This window comes from Klebsiella sp. GL120222-02 (genome assembly GCF_003097195.1).
GTDB classification, from domain to species: Bacteria; Pseudomonadota; Gammaproteobacteria; order Enterobacterales; family Enterobacteriaceae; genus Klebsiella; species Klebsiella variicola.
In genome coordinates this window covers 74,372-97,087 of record NZ_QEQO01000003.1, presented here as the reverse complement: position 1 = coordinate 97,087, position 22,716 = coordinate 74,372, and the positions used below count along the sequence as shown (strand labels likewise).

The 22,716-nt window shown below is 57.9% G+C and carries 21 protein-coding genes and 5 tRNA genes; 17 read left to right on the top strand and 9 right to left on the bottom strand.

What is annotated here, in order from left to right; all coding sequences use genetic code 11:
- Nucleotides 1-4 precede the first annotated feature (4 nt).
- The 17 genes from N438_RS10360 (at nt 5) to N438_RS10265 (ending at nt 12,656) form a co-directional block, all read left to right on the top strand.
- Nucleotides 5-883 (top strand): metal ABC transporter substrate-binding protein, encoded by an 879-nt coding sequence (locus tag N438_RS10360; RefSeq protein ID WP_016161684.1) that lies wholly within the window; start codon nt 5-7, stop codon nt 881-883.
- Between the two features lie 138 nt (nt 884-1,021).
- Nucleotides 1,022-1,519: a nicotinamide-nucleotide amidase gene (gene pncC / locus N438_RS10355; RefSeq protein WP_008806153.1), complete on the top strand. Its 498-nt coding sequence runs from the start codon at nt 1,022-1,024 to the stop codon at nt 1,517-1,519.
- Between the two features lie 90 nt (nt 1,520-1,609).
- On the top strand, nt 1,610-2,668 hold the full coding sequence (recA, locus tag N438_RS10350; protein ID WP_004205686.1) for a recombinase RecA: 1,059 nt from the start codon (nt 1,610-1,612) through the stop codon (nt 2,666-2,668).
- 70 nt (nt 2,669-2,738) lie between these two features.
- Entirely contained in the window at nt 2,739-3,239 is a 501-nt protein-coding gene (recX, locus tag N438_RS10345) for a recombination regulator RecX (RefSeq protein ID WP_008806152.1), read from the top strand.
- A gap of 251 nt (nt 3,240-3,490) precedes the next feature.
- The gene (gene alaS, locus N438_RS10340) at nt 3,491-6,118 is read left to right on the top strand and encodes an alanine--tRNA ligase (RefSeq protein WP_116696274.1); all 2,628 of its coding nucleotides are present in this window, start codon (nt 3,491-3,493) and stop codon (nt 6,116-6,118) included.
- A 364-nt stretch (nt 6,119-6,482) separates the two neighbouring features.
- On the top strand, nt 6,483-6,668 hold the full coding sequence (csrA, locus tag N438_RS10330) for a carbon storage regulator CsrA (RefSeq protein ID WP_000906486.1): 186 nt from the start codon (nt 6,483-6,485) through the stop codon (nt 6,666-6,668).
- A 322-nt stretch (nt 6,669-6,990) separates the two neighbouring features.
- Nucleotides 6,991-7,083 (top strand) — tRNA-Ser (locus N438_RS10320).
- Nucleotides 7,084-7,087: 4 nt separating this feature from the next.
- Nucleotides 7,088-7,164 (top strand) — tRNA-Arg (locus N438_RS10315).
- Between the two features lie 194 nt (nt 7,165-7,358).
- Nucleotides 7,359-7,435, top strand: a tRNA-Arg gene (locus N438_RS10310).
- Between the two features lie 61 nt (nt 7,436-7,496).
- Nucleotides 7,497-7,573 (top strand) — tRNA-Arg (locus tag N438_RS10305).
- A 228-nt stretch (nt 7,574-7,801) separates the two neighbouring features.
- A tRNA-Arg gene (locus N438_RS10295) sits at nt 7,802-7,878 on the top strand.
- A 224-nt stretch (nt 7,879-8,102) separates the two neighbouring features.
- The gene (locus N438_RS10290) at nt 8,103-8,417 is read left to right on the top strand and encodes a BON domain-containing protein (RefSeq protein WP_008806150.1); all 315 of its coding nucleotides are present in this window, start codon (nt 8,103-8,105) and stop codon (nt 8,415-8,417) included.
- 125 nt (nt 8,418-8,542) lie between these two features.
- Complete coding sequence (gene yqaB, locus N438_RS10285; RefSeq protein ID WP_100632158.1) at nt 8,543-9,109, top strand: fructose-1-phosphate/6-phosphogluconate phosphatase; 567 nt, start codon at nt 8,543-8,545, stop codon at nt 9,107-9,109.
- Complete coding sequence (locus N438_RS10280; protein WP_008806149.1) at nt 9,106-9,534, top strand: YqaA family protein; 429 nt, start codon at nt 9,106-9,108, stop codon at nt 9,532-9,534. The genes yqaB and N438_RS10280 overlap by 4 nt, the downstream gene beginning before the upstream one ends.
- A 66-nt stretch (nt 9,535-9,600) precedes the next feature.
- Nucleotides 9,601-11,157 (top strand): glutamate--cysteine ligase, encoded by a 1,557-nt coding sequence (gene gshA, locus N438_RS10275; protein ID WP_038421683.1) that lies wholly within the window; start codon nt 9,601-9,603, stop codon nt 11,155-11,157.
- Between the two features lie 163 nt (nt 11,158-11,320).
- Nucleotides 11,321-11,836 (top strand): S-ribosylhomocysteine lyase, encoded by a 516-nt coding sequence (gene luxS / locus N438_RS10270; protein WP_002914351.1) that lies wholly within the window; start codon nt 11,321-11,323, stop codon nt 11,834-11,836.
- 52 nt (nt 11,837-11,888) lie between these two features.
- Nucleotides 11,889-12,656, top strand: coding sequence for a helix-turn-helix transcriptional regulator (locus N438_RS10265; RefSeq protein ID WP_008806147.1), 768 nt, complete (start codon nt 11,889-11,891; stop codon nt 12,654-12,656).
- Here N438_RS10265 and leuA read toward each other — a convergent pair.
- From leuA to proV, 9 genes are all read right to left on the bottom strand, one after another.
- Entirely contained in the window at nt 12,635-14,311 is a 1,677-nt protein-coding gene (gene leuA, locus N438_RS10260) for a 2-isopropylmalate synthase (RefSeq protein WP_116696273.1), read from the bottom strand. The genes N438_RS10265 and leuA overlap by 22 nt on opposite strands.
- 136 nt (nt 14,312-14,447) lie before the next feature.
- Nucleotides 14,448-15,992, bottom strand: coding sequence for a multidrug efflux MFS transporter permease subunit EmrB (gene emrB, locus N438_RS10255; RefSeq protein ID WP_116696272.1), 1,545 nt, complete (start codon nt 15,990-15,992; stop codon nt 14,448-14,450).
- Nucleotides 15,993-16,007: 15 nt separating this feature from the next.
- On the bottom strand, nt 16,008-17,180 hold the full coding sequence (gene emrA, locus N438_RS10250) for a multidrug efflux MFS transporter periplasmic adaptor subunit EmrA (protein ID WP_008806144.1): 1,173 nt from the start codon (nt 17,178-17,180) through the stop codon (nt 16,008-16,010).
- Between the two features lie 125 nt (nt 17,181-17,305).
- Nucleotides 17,306-17,836 (bottom strand): transcriptional repressor MprA, encoded by a 531-nt coding sequence (gene mprA / locus N438_RS10245; protein WP_002914337.1) that lies wholly within the window; start codon nt 17,834-17,836, stop codon nt 17,306-17,308.
- Between the two features lie 90 nt (nt 17,837-17,926).
- On the bottom strand, nt 17,927-18,262 hold the full coding sequence (gene ygaH, locus N438_RS10240; protein ID WP_008806143.1) for an L-valine transporter subunit YgaH: 336 nt from the start codon (nt 18,260-18,262) through the stop codon (nt 17,927-17,929).
- Nucleotides 18,252-18,998, bottom strand: coding sequence for an AzlC family ABC transporter permease (locus N438_RS10235; protein WP_008806142.1), 747 nt, complete (start codon nt 18,996-18,998; stop codon nt 18,252-18,254). The genes ygaH and N438_RS10235 overlap by 11 nt, the downstream gene beginning before the upstream one ends.
- Before the next feature lie 183 nt (nt 18,999-19,181).
- The gene (gene proX / locus N438_RS10230) at nt 19,182-20,180 is read right to left on the bottom strand and encodes a glycine betaine/L-proline ABC transporter substrate-binding protein ProX (protein ID WP_044613575.1); all 999 of its coding nucleotides are present in this window, start codon (nt 20,178-20,180) and stop codon (nt 19,182-19,184) included.
- Nucleotides 20,181-20,258: 78 nt separating this feature from the next.
- Complete coding sequence (proW, locus tag N438_RS10225) at nt 20,259-21,326, bottom strand: glycine betaine/L-proline ABC transporter permease ProW (protein ID WP_008806140.1); 1,068 nt, start codon at nt 21,324-21,326, stop codon at nt 20,259-20,261.
- Nucleotides 21,319-22,521, bottom strand: coding sequence for a glycine betaine/L-proline ABC transporter ATP-binding protein ProV (proV, locus tag N438_RS10220; RefSeq protein ID WP_008806139.1), 1,203 nt, complete (start codon nt 22,519-22,521; stop codon nt 21,319-21,321). The genes proW and proV overlap by 8 nt, the downstream gene beginning before the upstream one ends.
- Between the last annotated feature and the right edge of the window lie 195 nt (nt 22,522-22,716).

Sequence of the window (22,716 nt, the reverse complement as noted above, 5' to 3'; positions counted from 1 at the left end):
AATGATGAAACGTAGTGCAATGGTTGTGGCGCTGGCTTTGGGGCTGATGGCGCAGGGGGCGATGGCAAAAACGCTGAACGTGGTAAGCAGTTTTTCGGTGCTGGGTGATATGGTGCAGCAGGTCGGCGGCGAGCATGTCCATGTCGATACGCTGGTCGGCCCGGACGGCGATCCACACACCTTCGAGCCCTCGCCGAAAGATAGTGCGCTGCTCAGCAAGGCCGACGTGGTGGTGGTCAACGGCCTGGGGCTGGAAGGGTGGCTGGATCGTCTGATTAAGGCCTCTGGTTTTAAGGGCGAGCTGGTGGTGGCCTCGAAAGGCGTCAAGACCCATACCCTTGATGAGGATGGCAAAACGGTGACCGATCCCCACGCCTGGAACAGCGCGGCGAACGGCGCGTTGTATGCGCAGAATATCCTCGATGGTCTGGTGAAAGCCGACCCGGAAGATAAAGCGGCGTTGACCAGCAGCGGCAAGCGCTATATCGAGCAGTTGACGAATATCGACGGCTGGGCGAAAGCGCAGTTCAGCGCCATTCCGCTGGCAAAGCGCAAGGTCCTGACCAGCCATGACGCCTTCGGCTATTTTGGCCGCGCTTACAATGTGACATTCCTCGCGCCACAGGGGCTCTCTTCAGAGAGCGAGGCCAGCGCGGCGCAGGTGGCGGCGCTGATTAAGCAAATCAAAGCCGATGGCGTCCATACCTGGTTTATGGAGAACCAGCTTGACCCGCGGCTGGTGAAGCAAATCGCCAGCGCGACAGGCGCCCAGCCGGGGGGCGAACTCTATCCGGAGGCGCTCTCCGCACCGGGTGGCGTCGCGGATAGCTATGTGAAAATGATGCGTCATAACGTGGCGCTGATCGCTGCCAGCATGAAGTAATCGTGCGATTTATCATCCCGGCGTCGCCGGGATGATTCATTTTGGATGTCCCCTCGTAAATTCCACACCTCGTCCCCATATCTCTGTGGAAAGTGCTATCTTTGATGGCCTCTTTATCCAGACCAAAGCGGGGCGATAATGACCGATTCAGAATTAATGCAGCTAAGCGAGAAGGTGGGCCGGGCGCTGAAGGCGCGCGGTGCGACGGTGACCACGGCGGAATCCTGCACCGGCGGCTGGATAGCGAAAGCGATCACCGATATTGCCGGCAGCTCAGCGTGGTTTGAACGCGGTTTTGTGACCTACAGCAACGAAGCCAAATCGCAAATGATCGGCGTCAGCGAAGCGACGCTGCGGGAGAACGGTGCAGTGAGCGAACCGGTGGTGGTCGAGATGGCGATCGGCGCACTGCGCGCGGCGCGCGCGGACTATGCCATCTCCGTTAGCGGCGTCGCCGGGCCGGATGGCGGCAGCGACGAAAAGCCGGTCGGCACGGTGTGGTTTGGTGTCGCCAGCGTGAGCGGGCAAGGCGTGACGCGGCGCGAATGCTTTGCCGGAGACCGCGAAGCGGTGCGTCGTCAGGCGACGGCCTATGCGCTCAATCTGCTCTGGCAACAATTTCTACAAAACACTTGATACTGTATGACCATACAGTATAATTGCCTCAACTGAACAAATATTAACGGCGAAGCGAACACGCTTCACCCTGCATGATTAGGAGTAACAATGGCGATCGACGAAAACAAACAGAAAGCGTTGGCGGCTGCACTGGGCCAGATCGAAAAGCAATTCGGTAAAGGCTCCATCATGCGCCTGGGTGAAGACCGTTCTATGGACGTAGAAACCATCTCCACCGGCTCGCTTTCTCTGGATATTGCGCTCGGCGCCGGCGGTCTGCCAATGGGCCGTATCGTCGAGATCTACGGGCCGGAATCTTCCGGTAAAACCACCCTGACGCTGCAGGTTATCGCCGCAGCGCAGCGTGAAGGTAAAACCTGTGCGTTCATCGATGCCGAACACGCGCTGGACCCGGTCTATGCGCGCAAACTGGGCGTGGATATCGACAACCTGCTGTGTTCTCAGCCGGATACCGGTGAACAGGCGCTGGAAATCTGTGACGCGCTGGCGCGCTCTGGCGCGGTTGACGTTATCGTCGTCGACTCCGTCGCGGCGCTGACGCCGAAAGCGGAAATCGAAGGCGAAATCGGCGATTCTCACATGGGTCTCGCGGCGCGTATGATGAGCCAGGCGATGCGTAAGCTGGCGGGTAACCTGAAGCAGTCCAACACGCTGCTGATCTTCATCAACCAGATCCGTATGAAAATCGGCGTAATGTTCGGTAACCCGGAAACCACCACCGGCGGCAACGCGCTGAAGTTCTACGCCTCCGTGCGTCTGGACATCCGCCGCATCGGCGCGGTGAAAGAGGGCGACAATGTCGTCGGCAGCGAAACCCGCGTCAAAGTGGTGAAGAACAAGATCGCCGCGCCGTTCAAACAGGCTGAATTCCAGATCCTCTACGGCGAAGGCATCAACTTCTTCGGCGAGCTGGTTGACCTGGGCGTGAAAGAGAAGCTGATTGAGAAAGCGGGCGCCTGGTACAGCTACAACGGCGACAAAATTGGTCAGGGTAAAGCGAACGCGATCACCTGGCTGAAAGAGAACCCGGCGGCGGCGAAAGAAATTGAGAAGAAAGTTCGCGAACTGCTGCTCAACAACCAGGACTCTACGCCGGACTTCGCCGTTGACGGCAACGACGCAGAAGAAACGGAACAAGATTTCTAATATCGTCTAACAGAGTGATAAAGGGCTGCTTATGCGGCCCTTTTGCATTTCTTAGATTATTGAGGTGCCTGTGACTGAACCTTCATCACGCCGCTCCGGCTACGCTCGCCTGCTGGACCGCGCTATCCGCATTCTGGCCATGCGCGACCACAGCGAACAGGAGCTGCGGCGCAAACTGGCTGCACCAGTAATGAGCAAAAATGGCCCCGAGGCGCTGGACGTCACCCCCGAAGAGCTGGAGCAGGTGGTTGCCTGGTGTATCGAAAACCGCTATCTCGACGATCACCGTTTTGTCGGCCAGTTCATCGCCAGCCGGAGCCGCAAAGGCTATGGTCCGGCGCGCATTCGTCAGGAGCTCAGCCAGAAAGGGATTGCCCGCCAGGACGTTGAACAGGCGATGCGCGAATGTGATATCGACTGGGTGAGCCTTGCCAGGGAGCAGGCGCAGCGTAAATACGGCGAACCGTTACCTTCCGCCTTTACTGAGAAAGTGAAAGTTCAGCGATTCCTGCTTTACCGCGGCTACCTGATGGAAGATATCCAGGAAATCTGGCGAAATTTTGCAGATTGACCCATCGGGGATTTTACTTCGCCGTAAAGAAAACTTATCTTATTCCCACTTTATTCCGTCGGGCCGCTGGTTGTGACAGTACAGACAGCGTCCAGGGCGATTATTCCTTATACACAAAATCATTCAAGCTGCATCAGGGCGGCAAGAGAGAACATCTTCTGGAACGCACGTCAGTTCGGTGCCGGGAGAGCAAGCGCAGCCAGGACAGAGGCGACTTGAAGGATGACGTGTAGCTTGATTTCAGGATAATTATGAGCAAGAGCACCGCTGAGATCCGTCAGGCGTTTCTCGACTTTTTCCATAGTAAGGGACATCAGGTAGTTGCCAGCAGCTCCCTGGTACCGCACAACGATCCAACCCTGCTGTTTACCAACGCCGGGATGAACCAGTTCAAGGATGTCTTCCTTGGCCTCGACAAACGTAATTACTCGCGCGCGACCACCGCGCAGCGTTGCGTGCGTGCGGGTGGTAAACACAACGATCTGGAAAACGTCGGTTACACCGCGCGTCACCACACCTTCTTTGAAATGCTGGGCAACTTCAGCTTTGGCGATTACTTCAAACAGGATGCCATCAAATACGCATGGGAACTGCTGACCGGTGAAAACTGGTTCGCCCTGCCGAAAGAGAAGCTGTGGGTTACCGTCTACGAGACCGATGACGAAGCGTTCGACATCTGGGCTAACGAAGTAGGCGTTCCGCGCGAGCGTATCATCCGCATCGGCGACAACAAAGGCGCGCCGTTTGCTTCTGATAACTTCTGGCAGATGGGCGACACGGGTCCGTGCGGCCCGTGCACCGAAATCTTCTTTGACCACGGCGATCACATCTGGGGCGGCCCTCCGGGAAGCCCGGAAGAAGACGGCGACCGTTACATCGAGATCTGGAACATCGTCTTCATGCAGTTCAACCGTCAGGCTGACGGTACCATGGAGCCGCTGCCGAAGCCGTCCGTTGATACCGGTATGGGGCTGGAGCGTATTGCCGCCGTGCTGCAGCACGTTAACTCCAACTATGATATCGACCTGTTCCGCGATCTGATCGCCAGCGTGGCGAAAGTCACCGGCGCGACCGACCTGACGAACAAGTCGCTGCGTGTGATTGCCGACCACATTCGCTCCTGTGCATTCCTGATTGCTGACGGCGTGATCCCGTCGAATGAAAACCGCGGCTACGTGCTGCGTCGCATCATTCGCCGTGCGATCCGTCACGGCAACATGCTGGGCGCGAAGGACACCTTCTTCTGGAAACTGGTTGCCCCGCTGATCGCCGTGATGGGTTCCGCCGGTGAAGAACTGAAACAGCAGCAGGCTCAGGTTGAGCAGGTACTGAAAACTGAAGAAGAGCAGTTCGCCCGTACTCTGGAGCGCGGACTGGCGCTGCTGGATGAAGAGCTGTCGAAGCTGAAAGGCGACACGCTGGATGGCGAAACGGCCTTCCGTCTGTACGACACCTACGGCTTCCCGGTCGACCTGACGGCGGACGTGTGCCGCGAACGCAACATTAAAGTTGACGAAGCTGGCTTTGAGGCCGCCATGGAAGAGCAGCGCCGCCGTGCGCGCGAGTCCAGCGGTTTCGGCGCTGACTATAACGCGATGATCCGCGTTGACGGCGCCTCTGAATTTAAAGGCTACGATCATCTGGAGCTGAACGGCAAAGTGACTGCGCTGTTTATCGACGGTAAAGCGGTGGATAGCGTCAGCGCGGGCCAGGAAGCGGTGGTGATCCTCGACCAGACCCCGTTCTATGCGGAGTCCGGCGGCCAGGTGGGCGATAAAGGCGAACTGAAAGGCGCAGGCTTCTCCTTCGCCGTCAGCGACACGCAGAAGTACGGTCAGGCCATTGGTCATATCGGTAAAGTCGCCAGCGGTTCTCTGAAAGTGGGCGACGCGGTGCAGGCCGATGTGGACGAGGCTCGCCGTCAGCGTATCCGTCTGAACCACTCCGCGACGCATCTGATGCATGCGGCGCTGCGCCAGGTGCTCGGCACCCATGTGGCGCAGAAAGGCTCGCTGGTTAACGATAAAGCGCTGCGCTTTGACTTCTCGCATTTCGAAGCGATGAAGCCGGAAGAGATCCGTGCAGTCGAAGATCTGGTCAACGCGCAGATCCGTCGTAACCTGGCTATCGAAACCAACATTATGGATATCGATGCCGCGCGCGCATCCGGCGCCATGGCGCTGTTCGGCGAGAAATACGATGACCGTGTCCGCGTGCTGCAGATGGGCGATTTCTCCACTGAACTGTGCGGCGGGACTCACGCGGCGCGTACCGGTGATATCGGCCTGTTCCGCATCACGTCTGAGTCCGGTACCGCCGCTGGCGTGCGCCGTATCGAAGCGGTGACCGGTGAGGGCGCGATAGCCATGCTGCGCGCGCAGAGCGATCAGCTCAGCGATATCGCACAGCTGCTGAAGGGCGACAGCCACAATCTCGGCGAGAAAGTTCGCGCCGCGCTGGAGCGTACCCGTCAGCTGGAAAAAGAGCTGCAGCAGCTGAAAGAGCAGGCTGCGGCGCAGGAGAGCGCAAACCTCTCCAGCAAAGCGGAAGAGATTAACGGCGTTAAGCTGCTGGTCAGCGAGCTGGCCGGCGTGGAGCCGAAGATGCTGCGTACCATGGTTGACGATCTGAAGAACCAACTGGGTTCGACGGTTGTGGTGTTGGCTACGGTCGCAGACGGTAAAGTTTCCCTGATTGCCGGTGTGTCTAAGGATGTGACAGATCGCGTGAAGGCAGGGGAGCTGGTTGGTATGGTCGCTCAGCAGGTGGGCGGTAAAGGGGGCGGTCGTCCGGATATGGCGCAGGCCGGTGGTACCGATGCGTCTGCTCTCCCTGCAGCGTTAGCCAGTGTGAAAGGCTGGGTCAGCGCAAAACTGTAATAACTATAAACGCCTATACCCTAAATAATTCGAGTGGCAGGAAGGCGGCGACGCAGCGAATCCCCAGGAGCTTACTCAAGTAAGTGACTGGGGTGAGTGAGGAAAGCCAACACACAGGCAACTTGAAGTATGGCGGGTATAGGTGCCGTAACCTCGGGGAAACGGCACCTTGCGTCATAAGTACTGATAACGATAAAGTCGGGTTGAAATTGTGTATATCGGCTAAACTTAGGTTTAACAGAATGTGATGCCATGACTGCCTTATACCGCAAGGTATTTGTCATCGCTTACTTTTTGGCGTTATATGATGGATAATGCCGGGATACGAGAGACCCGACTCTTTTAATCTTTCAAGGAGCAAAGAATGCTGATTCTGACTCGTCGAGTTGGTGAGACCCTCATGATTGGAGATGAGGTCACTGTGACAGTTTTAGGGGTGAAGGGTAACCAGGTTCGTATTGGCGTAAACGCCCCTAAAGAAGTATCTGTTCACCGTGAAGAGATCTACCAGCGTATTCAGGCTGAAAAATCCCAGCAGTCCAGTTACTAAGGTTTCCGCGCCTCGCTGTTCAGTGAGGCGCATCCCTTACCGCCGTTATTTTTGCCTTTTTCACTTTTTCCCCTGCGCAATACCGATTTTCATCACCCTTTGTCGCTTTGGCTGTTTGGCGTTATGCCAGCGCCAGGTCTGATTTCCTGTTGATAAATTGCCCTTTTTGCCGTTTTTGCACGCGAATTGCGTGCGAAGTGTGCAAACGAAAAAAGGTCTCGAAAAAGTGTTTGACTTATAAGTACCAGAAAGTAATATGTGCGCCATCGCAGCGACGAAGAGCAGAAACAAGTTCTTCGAAGCACTCGAAAGAGGCGTGTGTGGTGAGGTGGCCGAGAGGCTGAAGGCGCTCCCCTGCTAAGGGAGTATGCGGTCAAAAGCTGCATCCGGGGTTCGAATCCCCGCCTCACCGCCATTTTGCATCCGTAGCTCAGCTGGATAGAGTACTCGGCTACGAACCGAGCGGTCGGAGGTTCGAATCCTCCCGGATGCACCATATTCTCCTTAGTAACAGCGATATCGTTGTTGCAGGGGCTGCGAAATTATCGCCAGCACCAGGGAGGATAACGCTGTGAAAGCAGCGGCCCGCAGTGCGAGGCATAATCGAGTCACTCTACCGATTAGGCCATCATACTCAGTGTGGCATGTGTTAGTTGTGACACTGACGCGTAGTAAAGCAAGTTTCCCGATGCATCCGTAGCTCAGCTGGATAGAGTACTCGGCTACGAACCGAGCGGTCGGAGGTTCGAATCCTCCCGGATGCACCATTCTTTGATAAGAATGGCAAATCGCGAAATTTGATATCAGAATTACAGCAGTAATCCCGATGCATCCGTAGCTCAGCTGGATAGAGTACTCGGCTACGAACCGAGCGGTCGGAGGTTCGAATCCTCCCGGATGCACCATATTCTCCTTAGCAACAGCGACGATGTTGTTGTATGGTTTGCGAAATTATCGCCAGCACCAGGGAGGATAACGTTGCGTAAGCAACGGCCCGTAGGGCGAGGCGCAGCCGAGTAATCCTCCCGGATGCACCATATTCTCCTTAGTAACAGCAACATTGTTGTTATCTGGTTTGCGAAACTATCGCAAGTGCCAGGAGAGTAACTCCGCAGTAAAATAGCTTTCCCGATGCATCCGTAGCTCAGCTGGATAGAGTACTCGGCTACGAACCGAGCGGTCGGAGGTTCGAATCCTCCCGGATGCACCATATTCTCCTTAGTAGCAGCGACGATGTTGTTGCATGGTCTGCGAAATTATCGTCAGCACCCTTTCGAATACACCATCCTCACTCTTCTCTCTCCATCCCTATAACCTCGTTTTCCATCACCGGTTTCATCCTGACTTTTTTTATTGGCAAGCCGCGCTTTCCACTATAATTTATCCTTGTATATCAGCGTTATCAGGCTGAGTTAAATGCAAGGAGAGAAATCCATGAAATGGTTCAAAGCAATACCTGCTTTTTGCGCGACGCTGCTGGTGGCGACGGCCCTTACTGGCTGTGCCGGTTCGTCCACCAAAGAAAGCACCGGCGGTTACATTGACGATACCGTGGTGACCACTAAGGTGAAAACGGCGCTCTTTAACGATAAAGATATCAAGTCCTCAGAAATCAGCGTCCAGACCTTTAAAGGCCGCGTGCAGTTGAGCGGGTTTGTCTCCTCTGCGGAAAGCGCTAAACGTGCGGTGGAAGTCACCCGTCGGGTGCAGGGCGTGCGTATGGTCGAGAACGATCTGCGTATTAAATAAGACCGGCTATCTGGTTTTATGCCTGAAGGCGCCTGAGGGCGCCTTTGTCGTTTAAGCCGCTGGCCGCGACAACGACCGGCTTTTGCGATAGAGTAACTATTCATTAACCGGTTGGTGAGAAGACAATGTACGAAGGTTACGCAGGACTGATCTTTGATATGGATGGTACCATTCTCGATACCGAGCCGACGCATCGTCAGGCATGGAACGAGGTGTTGGGCCGCTACGGTATGCGTTTCGACGAACAGGCGATGGTCGCGCTCAATGGCTCACCAACCTGGCGGATTGCCCAGGCGATTATTGAACTCAACCAGGCGGATCTCGATCCACATCGCCTGGCGCAGGAAAAAACCCAGGCGGTTAAGGCGATGCTGCTGGACAGCGTACGCCCATTGCCGCTGATTGAGGTGGTCAAGGCATGGCATGGCCGTCGCCCGATGTCGGTGGGTACCGGCAGCGAAAGCGCCGTCGCCGAGGCACTGCTGGCGCACCTGGGCCTGCGTCATTACTTCACCGCGGTGGTGGCGGCCGATCATGTGGTCAACCATAAACCCGCGCCCGATACCTTCCTGCTGTGCGCCGAGCGCATGGGCGTCGCGCCGGAAAAATGCGTGGTCTTCGAAGATGCCGACTTTGGTCTGCAAGCGGCGAAGCGTGCAGGCATGGACGCTGTTGACGTGCGTTTGCTGTGAGCGACGCGCTGTCACTCACCTCGCTGTTTGCCAGTAGCTTTTTAAGCGCCACGCTGCTTCCCGGTAATTCGGAGGTTGTGCTGGTGGCTATGCTACTTGCAGGGGTCAGTCATCCATGGTGGTTAGTATTAATAGCAACAATCGGCAATAGCCTTGGAGGGGTAACTAACGTTATTCTGGGGCGCTTGTTTCCCCTGCGCAAAACCTCGCGCTGGCAGGAGCGGGCGGCTGGCTGGCTTAAGCGCTACGGCGCGGTCACGCTCTTACTGAGCTGGGCGCCGGTTGTCGGCGATTTACTGTGTTTGCTGGCGGGATGGATGCGCATTTCCTGGGGACCGGTACTCTTTTTCTTATGCCTTGGTAAGGCGCTGCGCTATATCGTTATTGCAGCAGCGACGCTTCAGGGTATGACGTGGTGGCACTAATTGGACTGATAGTTCATCCATTACAATTATGCTTATTCAAACGATTTCGACAGGCGGGAGGTCAAATTGATCCCGGACGTATCACAGGCGCTGGCCTGGCTGGAAAAACATCCGCAGGCTCTGCAGGGTATTCAACGTGGTCTGGAGCGGGAAACGCTGCGCGTGAACGCAGACGGCACCCTTGCAACGACCGGTCACCCTCTGGCGTTAGGCTCAGCGCTGACGCATAAATGGATTACCACCGATTTTGCCGAAGCTTTACTCGAGTTCATTACGCCGGTGGATGGCGATATTGAGCATATGCTGACCTTTATGCGCGATGTCCATCGCTATACCGCGCGTCAGCTGGGCGACGAGCGGATGTGGCCGCTGAGTATGCCATGCTATATCGCTCCCGGTCAGGATATTGAGCTGGCGCAGTACGGCACCTCAAACGTGGGGCGTCTGAAAACGCTGTATCGCGAGGGGCTGAAGAACCGCTATGGCGCGTTGATGCAGACTATCTCCGGCGTGCACTATAACTTCTCGCTGCCGATGGCGTTCTGGCAGGCGAAGTGTGGCGTGGAAGACGTCGAAAGCGGTAAAGAAGCTATCTCGGCGGGCTATTTCCGCTCGATTCGTAACTACTATCGTTTTGGCTGGGTGATCCCTTATCTGTTCGGCGCCTCGCCGGCGATTTGCTCCTCGTTCCTGCAAGGGAAACCGACGACGCTGCCTTTTGAGGAAGCGGGTAATGGTATGTACTACCTGCCGTACGCCACCTCGCTGCGCCTCAGCGACCTCGGTTATACCAATAAGTCGCAAAGCAATCTCGGAATTACGTTTAACGATCTGCATGAGTATGTGGCAGGATTGAAGCGGGCGATTAAAACGCCGTCGGAAGAGTACGCTAAAATCGGGCTGCAGAAAGACGGCAAGTATCTGCAGATCAACAGCAATATCCTGCAGATTGAAAACGAACTCTATGCGCCGATCCGTCCGAAACGCGTGACCCGTCGGGGCGAAACCCCGTCCGATGCGCTGCTGCGCGGCGGCATTGAGTACATTGAAGTGCGTTCGCTGGATATCAACCCGTTCTCGCCGATCGGCGTTGACGCCCAGCAGGTGCGTTTCCTCGATCTGTTTATGGTCTGGTGCGCGCTGGCCGACGCGCCGGAGATGAGCAGCGATGAGCTGCTGTGCACTCGCACCAACTGGAATCGGGTGATTCTGGAAGGGCGTAAGCCGGGCTTAACGCTGGGGATTGGCTGCGAAAGCGCGCAGTTCCCGCTGGCTCAGGTGGGCAAAGATCTGTTCCGCGATTTACGCCGCGTGGCGCAGACCCTTGACAGTATCCACGGTGGCCAGGCATATCAGCAGGTCTGCGACGAGCTGCTGGCCTGCTTTGACGATCCGGAATTAACCTTCTCAGCCCGCATTCTGCGTTCTATGATTGAAGAAGGGATTGGCGGCACTGGCCGTGAATTGGCGGATCGCTATCGGACGCAGCTGCGGGAAGAGCCGCTGGAGATCCTGAGCGAAGCCGATTTCATCGCCGAGCGCGAGGCATCGGTGGCGCGGCAGAAGAAAGTGGAAGCGGAAGACAGTGAGCCGTTCGAAGCGCTGCTGGCACGACACGCGTAGCCGCTGACGATACAAAAGAAAAAGGCCACATCAATGTGGCCAAACTTTCATCTCTGATTCAGGGATGATGATGATAATAAATGCGCGTCTTTCATATACTGAGACTCGCGGCTGAACAAAGAGTTCATTTTATTTTAAAAAAAATCACTCCCGGAGGTGACGAATGCCGTTGTTAGATAGTTTCACAGTCGACCATACCCGAATGGAAGCCCCAGCGGTGCGTGTCGCGAAGAAAATGAACACGCCGCATGGCGATGAAATCACCGTTTTCGATCTGCGCTTCTGCGTGCCGAACCAGGAAGTGATGCCGGAACGCGGTATCCACACCCTGGAGCACCTGTTCGCGGGCTTTATGCGCGATCACCTGAACGGGAATGGCGTGGAAATTATCGACATTTCGCCAATGGGCTGCCGCACCGGGTTCTATATGAGCCTGATTGGTACACCGGACGAGCAGCGCGTCGCTGACGCCTGGAAAGCGGCGATGGCCGATGTGCTGAAGGTGAAAGATCAGAACCAGATCCCGGAGCTCAACGTCTACCAGTGCGGAACCTATACCATGCACTCGCTGGAAGAGGCCCAGGACATCGCTCGTCATATCATTGAGCGCGATGTACGCATCAACAGCAACGACGAACTGGCGCTGCCGAAAGAAAAACTGCAGGAACTGCACATCTAGTGCTTCCGCCACGGCCCGACGCCTGTCGCCGGGCCGCTCTCCTGACGCCGCCATGACGACCACCACGACTTTCTCCTTTCAGCACCGCCCGCTGGTGCCTTTTGCCCATGATTATGCCCACGGTGACCAGGAAGACTGGCATCAGCATGACTGCGCCCAGCTGCTGCATATTTTAAGCGGCGTGGTGCGGGTCGCGACACCGGCAGGTTACTGGGTGGTGCCTCCCGGGCGCGGCGTCTGGCTGCCGGCGGGAACGCCGCACGCGCTGCGTATGACCGGCAACGTGGCGGCGCGCACCCTGTTTATCGATCCGCTGGCGCGCGCCGATCTCCCGGCGGGTTGCCAGATCGTACAGATCACGCCGCTGCTGCGGGAACTGATCGTCTCATCCCTGGGACTGGCCGAGTGCTATGCCCCCGCCAGCCGTGACGAACGGATTTATGAGCTGATCCTCGATGAGATCCGCGGGATGGCGATCCTGCCGTTTGGCCTGCCGGAACCGCAAAGTGACACGCTGCGTCGGCTGTGCCAGCAGGTACGCGAGGCGCCGGGCGAAGCCTGGAGCAGCGGCCAGGCGGCAAAGGTGTGCAGCATGAGTGAGCGAACCCTTAACCGCCATTTTCAGCAGCAGACTAGCCTGACGTGGAGCGAGTGGGTGCGCCGGGCGAAGCTAATGGAAGCGCTGATTCGCCTGGCGCAGGGTCACTCCGTGCTGCGGGTGGCGCTGGAGCTGGGCTACGGCAGCCACAGCGCCTTCAGCGCCATGTTTCGTCGGGTGATGGGCGTCGCCCCCAGCGACTATTTTCGCCCTTCGACCTGATCGGCGACGCTGATCGCATTGCACAATGCCTGCAGCGAAGCGCGCGCCACGTCATTATCAATACCCACTCCCCAGTAGCTTTCACCTTGTGGAAAAACGCAGCGGATATAGGCGACCGACCGACTGTCGCTGCGCGCGCCAAGGGTATGCTCATGGTAGTCCTTGATCATAAACGGTTGTCTGAGCAGCGCGCTGAGGCCGCTGGCGGCGGCCGACAGCAGGCCGTTGCCCTGGCCCTGCAGGCGTCGGGTTTCGCCGTGGTGTCGCAGCGTCGCCTGCAGCGAAAGCTGGCCATCCTGTTGGCTGGCGCTCTGATAATCAAGCAGCGTCAGCGCAGGCTGCGCCAGCAGGCCGTAGCGCGTGCGGAACAGCTGCCACAGCGCGTGGTGGGTCATCTCTTTGCCGTCGCTATCGGTCGCCTGCTGTACATGCTGACTGAAGTCCTGCTGCAGCCCGCGGGGCAGCTTGAGACCATGGTTTTGTTCGATAAGCCAGGCGCTGCCGCTTTTTCCCGACTGGCTGTTGACGCGGATCACCGCCTCATAGCTACAGCCAATATCCTGTGGATCAATGGGCAGGTAGGGCATCTGCCACGGATCGCCTGGCTGACGGGCATCAAACCCTTTTTTGATGGCATCCTGATGGGAGCCGGAGAAGGCGGTATAAGCCAGACTTCCCGCCCACGGGTGGCGTGGGTGAACGGGGATCTGGTTGCAGTTTTCCACCACCTCCACCACCCGGTTCATCTGCTCGAAGCGAAGCTCAGGGTCGATGCCCTGGCTGTAGAGATTCATGGCCAGCGTCACCAGGCAGACGTTGCCGGTGCGTTCGCCATTGCCAAACAGGCAGCCTTCCACCCGATCGGCGCCGGCCATCACCGCCAGCTCGGCGCTGGCGACACCGGTCCCGCGGTCGTTGTGCGGGTGCACGCTGATGCAGACCTCGCCGCGGCGGGAGAAGTGGCGGCAAAAATACTCGATCTGATCGGCATAGACGTTGGGGGTGTTCACTTCCACCGTCGCCGGCAGATTGACGATCATCGGCCGTTCGGCGCAGGGCTGCCAGACGTCCGCCACCGCCTCGCAAATCTCAAGGGCAAACTCGGGTTCGGTAAAGCAGAAGGTCTCTGGTGAGTATTCGTATTGCCAGCGGGTCTCCGGCTGTTGTTCGCACTGCTGGCGGATAAGTCGGGTGGCGCGGGTCGCCAGGGCGATCACTTCGGCTTTATCCATCCCGAAGACCAGCTCGCGAAACAGCGGCGCGGTGGCATTGTAGAGGTGGACGGTGGCCTGGCGGGCGCCGCGCAGTGCCTCAAAGGTGCGCAGGATCAGCGGATCCCGCGCCTGGGTCAGCACCTGGATGGTGACATCTTCCGGGATGCGATGCTCGTCGATCAGCTGGCGGACGAAGTTGAAATCGGTTTGCGAAGCGGAAGGGAAGGCGACCTCAATCTCTTTAAAACCGCACTCCAGCAGCAGATCCCAGAACTGCAGTTTGCGGGCGCTGTCCATGGGCTCCGCCAGCGCCTGGTTGCCGTCGCGCAGGTCGGTCGACAGCCAGCGCGGGGCGTGGCTGATTTGCCGGTCGGGCCAGCGGCGGTCGGGCAGGGCAATCGGCGGATAGGGACGGTACTTTTCAGCAGGATGGCTCAGCATAGTGTTCTCCTTAATGGTCAGCCTTTATCCTGCCCGAGCACCGGGTGGCGAGCTTTCGCAAACGAGACAGAAACTAGCGAGAATTGGACAATCTGACGCCATAAAAAAGGGACCCGCAGGTCCCTTAGTCTGATGCTTAGTGTGCGCCCCCGCCCCCGCCGCCGCCGCCGGCACTGAATGGCGGCCTGGCGAACCACACCAGGCTGAGCAGAAGAATAAAGATCCCCGCCGAAACCCAGAAGATTTCGTTGGCGGAGATAATCAACCCCTGGTTGGTTATCTGCTGCGCTATCCAGCCGGAAGCCTGCTGCTGGGTCATTCCCATGCCCTGCAGCTGATCGTACATCTGCTGGGCGTTGGGGTTGAACGGCGTCACCGACTCGGTGAGCTGCGCATGGTGCAGCGCCTCACGGTTGGTCCACATGGTGGTGGTGATCGAGGTCCCGATGGAGCCGGCCAGAGTTCGGGTAAAGTTTGACAAGCTCGACGCCGCCGCCAGCCGCTCCGGCGGCAGGCCGGAGAGGGTGATGGTGGTCAATGGCATGAAGAAACAAGCCACCGCGAAGCCCTGGATAAACTGCGGCCACGCCGATGCACCAAAGTCCATACCCGGTTCAAAGGTCCACGCACGCCAGTAGAAGCAGACGGCATACATAATAAAGCTGAAGGTGACCAGCCGACGCATATCGAGCTTATGGGCAAAGCGGCCAATAATCGGCGACAGAATGACCGGGATCACCCCCACCGGCGCCGACGCCAAACCGGCCCAGGTAGCGGTGTAGCCGTAGACCTCCTGCAACAGCTGCGGCAGCAGTACGATAGCGCCGAAGTAGAGCATATAGGCCAGGCTGATACACAAACAGCCGATGGTGAAGTTGCGAGACTTAAACAGCGACAGGTCGACTATCGGGTTATCGTCAGTCAGCTCCCAGACAATCAGGAAGCTTATCGCCACCACCGCCACGATGGTCAGGATGATAATCTCGTTGGAAGCGAACCAGTCGAGCTCTTTACCGCGGTCGAGCATCACCTGCAGGCTACCGATACCGATAATCAGCAACGCCAGCCCGACGCCGTCGATACGTCGCTGTTCGGTACGGGTTTCGCGCCCGCGCAGGGTTTGCAGCGTCATGATCACCACTGCGATACCAATCGGCACGTTGATGAAGAAGATCCAGCCCCAGTGGTAGTTATCGCTGATATAGCCGCCGAGAATCGGGCCACAGATCGGCGCGACGATCACGGTCATTGACCACAGGGCCAGCGCAATAGAACGCTTCGCCGGTGGGTAGTTGCTGAGCAACAGGCTCTGCGACAGCGGGATCAGCGGACCGGCGACGATCCCCTGAATGACGCGGAAGAAAATCAGCATCGTCAGGCTGTTCGACACCCCACAGGCCCAGGAGGCGATAGCGAATGCCACCGTCGACCAGACGAAAAGCTTCACCTCGCCGACGCGCTTCGCCAGCCAGCCGGTAATGGGGATGGAGATGGCGTTGGCCACCCCGAACGAGGTGATGACCCACGTCCCCTGGCTCAGCGACGAGCCAAGGTTACCGGCAATGGTTGGGATCGCCACGTTGGCGATCGTGGAGTCCAGCACCTGCATGAACGTCGCCAGCGACAGCGCAATGGTCATAATGACCAGTTGCGCGCCTTCGAGCGGTTTTTGCTGTTGCATTACGCTCACCCCGAATTATCCGGCGTTGGCCTGAATGATCTCGTCGATCAGTTTATTAACCGGCTCAAGCGCGATTTCGCGGGCATTGCTCTCGTAAACCGGGGAGCTTCGCACCTGGCTGGCCAGCATTTCGCCATCGCGATCGGTGGTGTTGACTTCCACCAGCGTGGAGAGGCCGATGCGCAGCGGGTGTTCCGCCAGCTGTTTTTCGTCCAGCTCGATACGGACCGGCAGGCGCTGTACCACTTTGATCCAGTTACCGGTGGCGTTCTGCGCCGGCAGCAGGGAGAAGGCGCTGCCGGTGCCCATATCGAGGCCGACCACTTTGCCAGTGTATTTCACGTCATCGCCATAGATGTCGCTGATCACGGTGGCCGGCTGGCCAATGCGCATGTGCGCCAGCTGGGTCTCTTTAAAGTTGGCGTCGATCCACAGGTTGGTCGCCGGGACCACCGCCATCAGCGGCGTGGTGGTGCCGATCTGCGCCCCAGGCTGTACCGAGCGACGGGAAACGTAGCCGCTAATCGGGCTGACGATTTGCGTACGCTGCAGGGCCAGCCAGGCGTTACGTACTTCGGTGGCCGCCTGTAGCACCGCCGGCTGCTGTTCCAGTTTGGTGCCCAGCACGATCGCCTGGTTGGCGTTGTATTGCTGGATTGCCACGTCGAGTTCGGCCTGCGCGCTGGCGACGGTGTCGCGGGCGTGCTGCAGCTCTTCGCGACCGATCAGGTTCGCGGCGCCCAGCGGAATGCGGCGGTTCAGGTCAGCCTGCGCCTGGGCGAGGGCGGTCTTTTTGACGTCGATGTTCGCCTGCAGCTGCTTGCTGTTGATCATCTGCTGACGGGTCTGACGCACGCTGGCGGCCAGCTGCGTTTTGGCTTTCTCAAACGCCTGCTGGGCATCGGTCTGATCGAGCGTCACCAGCGGATCGCCTTTCTGCACGTAGTCCGTGTTGTCAGCCCAGACTTTGGTCACGCTGCCTGAGACCTGGGCCATAATTTGTACCTGGTTCCCTGCCACGTAGGCATCGTCGGTCTCTTCGTAGTGACGCAGTACCAGAAACCAGTAAATCCCATATGCCACGGCAATAATAATAAAGAGCAATGTCAGCAACAGGAGTGCGCCTTTGCGCTTTCCTTTTTTGCTGCCTGGTTGCTGCGGGGTTTGGCTCTCCGCATTTGCGCTCATGTTATTCTCCACGATCTTATTATTTCACATCGGCTGAGCCGACCTGTTTATCAGAAAGGCCAGCAGAGATCTGCTGGCCTGGCTGTTTTCCTTGCAACGTAAAAATGGGCTGAGCGACGCCGCCCTTAGCGTAGAGAGTCCGCCAGCACGCCTTCTTCTTCCATCTGGTCAAGGCGGCTCAGGAGTTTGCGGGTGATATGTTCGAGCTGATCTTTTTCGCTGGTGCTGAGTGAAGACCACAGCTGATGCAGGCAGTTATGCTGCGGTGGCAGGACTTCACGCAAAAACTGATGACCCTTTTCGGTCAGTTGCAGATGCAGACAGCGGCGATCGTTATCGCTCTCGCGACGTTCAATCCAGCCGCGTTTTTCCAGTTCATCAGCGATACGGGTGGCGTTGGTACGCGACGAGCCCAGCGCGCAACTCAGCTCGGACGGCTGGATGCTGTGGTTTTCCTGTGACTCCAGCGTAATCAGCGCCATAAATAATGTCTCGTTAATTCCCTGCGCTTTGAGCATTTTATTGCGATTTTCCAGCAGCTTACCTTGCATATGCATGCAAAGACGAGTTAACAGGATCTCCTGGAACGGGAAATCTTCATGGCGGCTGGCGCGGAATTTGAGCATTTGCTCAATGGGAGTAAACGAACTATCCATTTGGGTATGACCTCATTAATTACAGCCGATATAATAACTATTGTGACAAATAAATCAAATGAATTATTGACTAAAATTGATACGTAAAGCTTAGAGTCCGCTGGTGATTTTCCATGCCAGACCGTAGGCCAACGCCGACAGCAGCGTCGGGACAATAATGCTGCGGGTTTTCCAGAAGGCGGCCCCCAGCACCAGGAAGCCGATCAGCGTCGGCGCCAGGCGATGGGCATCGGCGAGGATCTCCGGCACGCTGGAGACCACCAGCAGCGCGCAAATCGAGGCGATGCCGATGGTATCCAGCAGCACGCTGACCGGGCCACGGCGGGCAGGCCGGGCATGGCCGGCGCGCAGGCGCAGGGGAAGATAGCGAAACAGATAATTCACGCTGCCGACTATCACCCCGAGCAGAAGGACTTCACTGTTCATCCGGCATCCCCTTAAGCATGGCCTGGACCAGCGCCGTCAGACACCCGCAGACAATCCCGGCGAGGATGGCCGCCGGAATGGAAAATAACAAAATGCCACCCAGCGCGCCCGCCAGGGCTGCCGTGACGCAGAGTGACTGCTGGCGCTGGAATGAGGCCAGCAGGAAGCTCATAAACAGCGCCGGCAGCATAAAGCCGAGCGCGGCCTCCACCGCGGGATAATCCACCAGCAGGCCGTTACCGGACCAGGCGCCGGCCAGCGTGCCGCACACCCACGATGCCCAGGAAGTAAAAGCGAGACCGAGCATCCAGTTTTCGCTCCAGCGGCGGTTATCGCGAACCAGCCTGGCGGTGGCCGCGGCGAAAACCTCATCGGTCAGGCCGAAGGCCCAGAGGGCGGTTTTCTTTTTATCCAGCGCTGAGCGAATGCGGCTGCGCAATGAGGGACCATACAGCACGTGGCGGACATCCATCGCCATCACCGTCAGGGCGGCGACCCACAGCGAACTGCCGGCGGCCAGCATGGCGGTGATCACAAACTGGCTGGCGCCGGCGTAAATAATGCAGGAGAAAAACAGGCTTTCCAGCGGGGTGAATCCCAGCCGGGTGGCGTTCAGTCCGAAGGCGAAAGCCACCGGCAGGTAGCTGATAACGATGGGGAGACTGTCTTTGATGCCTTCGCCGACGGTGGCGACACGTTCAGGTAAGGCACAGGTTAAGGGCGCGGGGTTTTCCATATGAATAACTTATCGCTGGATCCATGTGAAGGTGACAAATTGACCGATGGGTCCACCTTAACAGAGCGCGACGCGCCTTAACACTATGGAAATTCCTGGAATCCGCTTTTCCATACTCTGTGCTGCGAGCAACGAGGGAAAGGGAGCCCGGATAAGACGGAGCGCCTTATCCGGGAGGCAGGGTTACTGCTGCGCGGCGAGCGCCGCTTTCACCCAGCTGTCGAACAGCGGCTGGTGGGCTTTGATCCAGCCATCGACATGACCGTTAATGTCGGCTTCGGAAGCATGGCCTTCGTGCATCATCGCATTCTCGGCGTTGATGTCGGCGATCGGCAGCTTCATGACGCTAAACAGGGTGGCGGCGGCCGGATTTTTCTCGGCCCAGGTTTTGTTGGCGACGATGTGCATCGTGTTCACCGGGAAGCCATAGTTGGCGCCGTTGGCCAGTTTGGTGTCGATGTTTTTCTGCTCGCCCGGCAGGGAGGAGAACGGCACCTGCAGCCAGACGACGTCTTTGCCAGGTTTCAGCACGTCGCTGACCCAGTACGGCGTCCAGGTGTAGTAGAGCACCGGTTTACCCTCTTTATAGCGGGCGATGGTGTCAGCCATCATCGCCGCGTAGTTGCCCTGGTTATGGGTGACGGTTTTGCTCAGGCCATAGGCGTCAATCTGGTGGTTAATCACCGCTTCGCAGCCCCAGCCTGGCGTACAGCCGGTGAGATCCGCTTTACCGTCGTTATTGGTATCAAACAGTTTGGCGATCTGCGGATCTTTAAGCTGATCGATGGAGGTGATGTGGTACTGCTCGGCGGTTTTTTTGTCGATCAGATAGCCCTGGGCGGCGCCTGAGACATACACCCCTTTACGATAGAATTTGTTATCACCGCCCGCCGCGGCGTACATGTCATCGTGCAGCGGCTGCCAGTTGGTGGCGATAAAGGTGGTATCCCCGGCGGCAATCGAGGTATAGGCAACGTTATAGTCCACTTCGCTCGGTTTCTCGACGGTGTAGCCAAGCTTCTCCAGCGCGCGACTGACCAGCAGGGTCTGGAAGGTCTCTTCCGAAATAGTGCTCTGGGCAGGCTTCACGGTAATCCCTTTGCCCGGCAGGTCGGCGGCGAAGGTGCTGGTGGCGATCAGGGTGGCAAAGGCGGCGGTGGCCATCATCGTACGATGTCGCATGGTGGTTCCTCTTATTGTTTAACGGGAAGAGCGACCCCCCGGCCTCGGCTGGTGCCGGGGAGCGGCGCTGTTATCGACTTATCGACAGAAAGGGCGAGTGATAAGCCCCAGTGGGCCGGTGGTGTACCAGCGGCGGTTGCCGCGACTGCGGGCGTCGCGACCGACGGCCTGGGTGAGGCGGTCAAGAATAATCGCGAGGATCACGATCCCCACTCCGCCGACGGTGGCGAGACCCATATCCAGGCGGCCAATGCCGCGCAGCACCATCTGGCCAAGACCGCCGACGGCAATCATCGAGGCGATCACCACCATCGACAGGGCCAGCATCAGCGTCTGGTTTACCCCAGCCATAATGGTGGGCATCGCCAGCGGCAGCTGAACCTTAAACAACAACTGGCGCGGGCTGGCGCCAAACGAGCGCGACGCTTCGATCAGATCCGCGGGCACCTGGTTTATCCCGAGGATGGTCAGACGGACGATCGGCGGCAAGGCGAAGATAATCGTCACCACCACGCCCGGCACGTTGCCGATGCCGAACAGCATCACGATCGGCACCAGGTAGACGAAGGCCGGCGTGGTCTGCATGGCATCCAGCAGCGGGCGGATAATTTTCGCCGCCCGCGGGCTGCGCGCCAGCCAAATACCCAGCGGCAGGCCGATAACCATGCAGAACAGCAGGGCGGTGAGGACCAGCGCCAGGGTGACCATCGCCTGCGACCAGGCGCCGATAGCACCGATGGCAATCAGCGAAACCAGGGTGGCGACCCCCATGCCGAGGCTGGAGATCTGCCAGGCGATCAGCGCGAAGACGATAATCGCCACCGGCGCTGGCATCCCCAACAACAGCTGCTGGAAGGCGCTGAGGATGTAGTCGATCGGCACGCGGATCCCCTGGAATAGCGGACGGAAGTGCAGCACGATCCAGTCGATAGCGTGGGTGACCCAGCTGTCGAGCGGGATCAGCGTTTTATGGAACGGGTCCATGATGTTGAACGATTCCGGCTGCGGCGCGGGCGCGCTGTGCAGCCAGTCGGCGCCGCCGCCGTTGGCCGGCGCGGCAGTAGAGGCGCCACCCCAGGCGTCGGCGGCCTGCGCAGCGCTGTCGGTTGCCGGGGCGCTGTCCCACGGATTAGTTTGATCAGCCATGATTCACCCCCTCGCGATCTAAAGCCTGGAGCAGCATTCGTTTGGAAATGATGCCAATGTATTGTTGTTCTTCATCCACCACCGGGACGGCGCACGGGGCGTGGCCGACGTGGGAGAGCAGATCGCTGAGCGGCGTTTGCGCCTCCACCGCCAGCGGGGCGTCAATCAGCGCCGCCTCGATCCCCTGGCCGACGCTGAGCGCGGTTTTCAGAGAATCGATCGAGACAATCCCGACAAAGCGATTTCCGCGTTCGATGACATAGCCATATTCCCGGTCTTCATCCTGTAATAATTTCAGCGCGGAGCGGGGGCCAAAACCTGGGGTTTTACGAATCAATCCAACCGGGCTGCGGCGGGCAATATCTTTGGCGCTGAAGACCTGGCTAATATCCACGCCGCGGAAGAAGGTGCGCACATAATCATTGGCCGGATTATTCAGTATTTCATCCGGCGTACCGACCTGGACCACTTCGCCATTTTGCATAATGGCAATGCGATCGCCAATTCGCATGGCTTCATCAAGGTCATGGGAAATAAAGACGATAGTGCGTTGATGCTTAGCCTGTAATTTGATGAGCTCATCCTGCATTTCGGTGCGAATGAGCGGGTCGAGCGCGGAGAAGGCTTCATCCATTAACAGAATATCGGGATTAATCGCCAGCGCGCGAGCTAAACCGACGCGCTGACGCATCCCGCCGGAGAGTTCATCCGGCCAGGCGTGGGCATAATTCTCCAGCCCCACCTGCCGCAGCGCCTCCCGCGCTTTTTGTTCTCGTTCGGCGGTCGGGACGCCGGCCAGCGCCATGCCAAACGCCGTGTTGTCGAGCACGCTCATGTGTGGCATCAGCGCAAAGGACTGAAAAACCATCGCAATTTTCTTGCGACGCACCTCGCGCAGCTCGGCGTCCGACATTTTGGCGATATCGACTCCGTCAATCAGCACCTGGCCGCGGGTGGGTTCAATCAGGCGATTGAGAAGGCGAACCATGGTGGATTTCCCCGAGCCGGAGAGCCCCATGATGACGAATATCTCGCCTTCTTCAATGGCCAGACTGGCGTCTTTGACGCCAAGCGACAGCCCCGTTTTTTCCAGTATTTGCGCTTTGTTGAGTCCTTTCTCAATATATTTGAAAGCCCGGTTTGGGTGCTCGCCAAATATCTTATAAAGATTTTTAATTTCTAATTTAATTGCCATGCAATAGAGAAGTTCCTGTTATTTGTTTATTGCGATACGATACCCGATGGTGATTATGATCTTTTTACACCCTAACATACTCAGATTCTGTGACAACCCTCAATGGCAAACTCTCGGCAAAATGGCGTGAGGGATAGGGTGGCGCAGCCCCCGTGATATAAGGGCTGAGCGTCAATTTGTTGTGGGTAATATTTT

Excerpts from the sequence above, each read along its gene's own strand:
- proW (WP_008806140.1), bottom strand. The coding sequence starts at position 21,326 with ATGGCTGATCAAACTAATCCGTGGGACAGCGCCCCGGCAACCGACAGC.
- pncC (WP_008806153.1), top strand. The coding sequence starts at position 1,022 with ATGACCGATTCAGAATTAATGCAGCTAAGCGAGAAGGTGGGCCGGGCG.
- N438_RS10290 (WP_008806150.1), top strand. The coding sequence starts at position 8,103 with ATGAAATGGTTCAAAGCAATACCTGCTTTTTGCGCGACGCTGCTGGTG.
- proV (WP_008806139.1), bottom strand. The coding sequence starts at position 22,521 with ATGGCAATTAAATTAGAAATTAAAAATCTTTATAAGATATTTGGCGAG.
- ygaH (WP_008806143.1), bottom strand. The coding sequence starts at position 18,262 with ATGAACAGTGAAGTCCTTCTGCTCGGGGTGATAGTCGGCAGCGTGAAT.
- yqaB (WP_100632158.1), top strand. The coding sequence starts at position 8,543 with ATGTACGAAGGTTACGCAGGACTGATCTTTGATATGGATGGTACCATT.
- N438_RS10265 (WP_008806147.1), top strand. The coding sequence starts at position 11,889 with ATGACGACCACCACGACTTTCTCCTTTCAGCACCGCCCGCTGGTGCCT.
- mprA (WP_002914337.1), bottom strand. The coding sequence starts at position 17,836 with ATGGATAGTTCGTTTACTCCCATTGAGCAAATGCTCAAATTCCGCGCC.
- N438_RS10360 (WP_016161684.1), top strand. The coding sequence starts at position 5 with ATGAAACGTAGTGCAATGGTTGTGGCGCTGGCTTTGGGGCTGATGGCG.
- alaS (WP_116696274.1), top strand. The coding sequence starts at position 3,491 with ATGAGCAAGAGCACCGCTGAGATCCGTCAGGCGTTTCTCGACTTTTTC.
- recA (WP_004205686.1), top strand. The coding sequence starts at position 1,610 with ATGGCGATCGACGAAAACAAACAGAAAGCGTTGGCGGCTGCACTGGGC.
- N438_RS10235 (WP_008806142.1), bottom strand. The coding sequence starts at position 18,998 with ATGGAAAACCCCGCGCCCTTAACCTGTGCCTTACCTGAACGTGTCGCC.
- leuA (WP_116696273.1), bottom strand. The coding sequence starts at position 14,311 with ATGCTGAGCCATCCTGCTGAAAAGTACCGTCCCTATCCGCCGATTGCC.
- emrB (WP_116696272.1), bottom strand. The coding sequence starts at position 15,992 with ATGCAACAGCAAAAACCGCTCGAAGGCGCGCAACTGGTCATTATGACC.
- emrA (WP_008806144.1), bottom strand. The coding sequence starts at position 17,180 with ATGAGCGCAAATGCGGAGAGCCAAACCCCGCAGCAACCAGGCAGCAAA.
- proX (WP_044613575.1), bottom strand. The coding sequence starts at position 20,180 with ATGCGACATCGTACGATGATGGCCACCGCCGCCTTTGCCACCCTGATC.
- csrA (WP_000906486.1), top strand. The coding sequence starts at position 6,483 with ATGCTGATTCTGACTCGTCGAGTTGGTGAGACCCTCATGATTGGAGAT.
- luxS (WP_002914351.1), top strand. The coding sequence starts at position 11,321 with ATGCCGTTGTTAGATAGTTTCACAGTCGACCATACCCGAATGGAAGCC.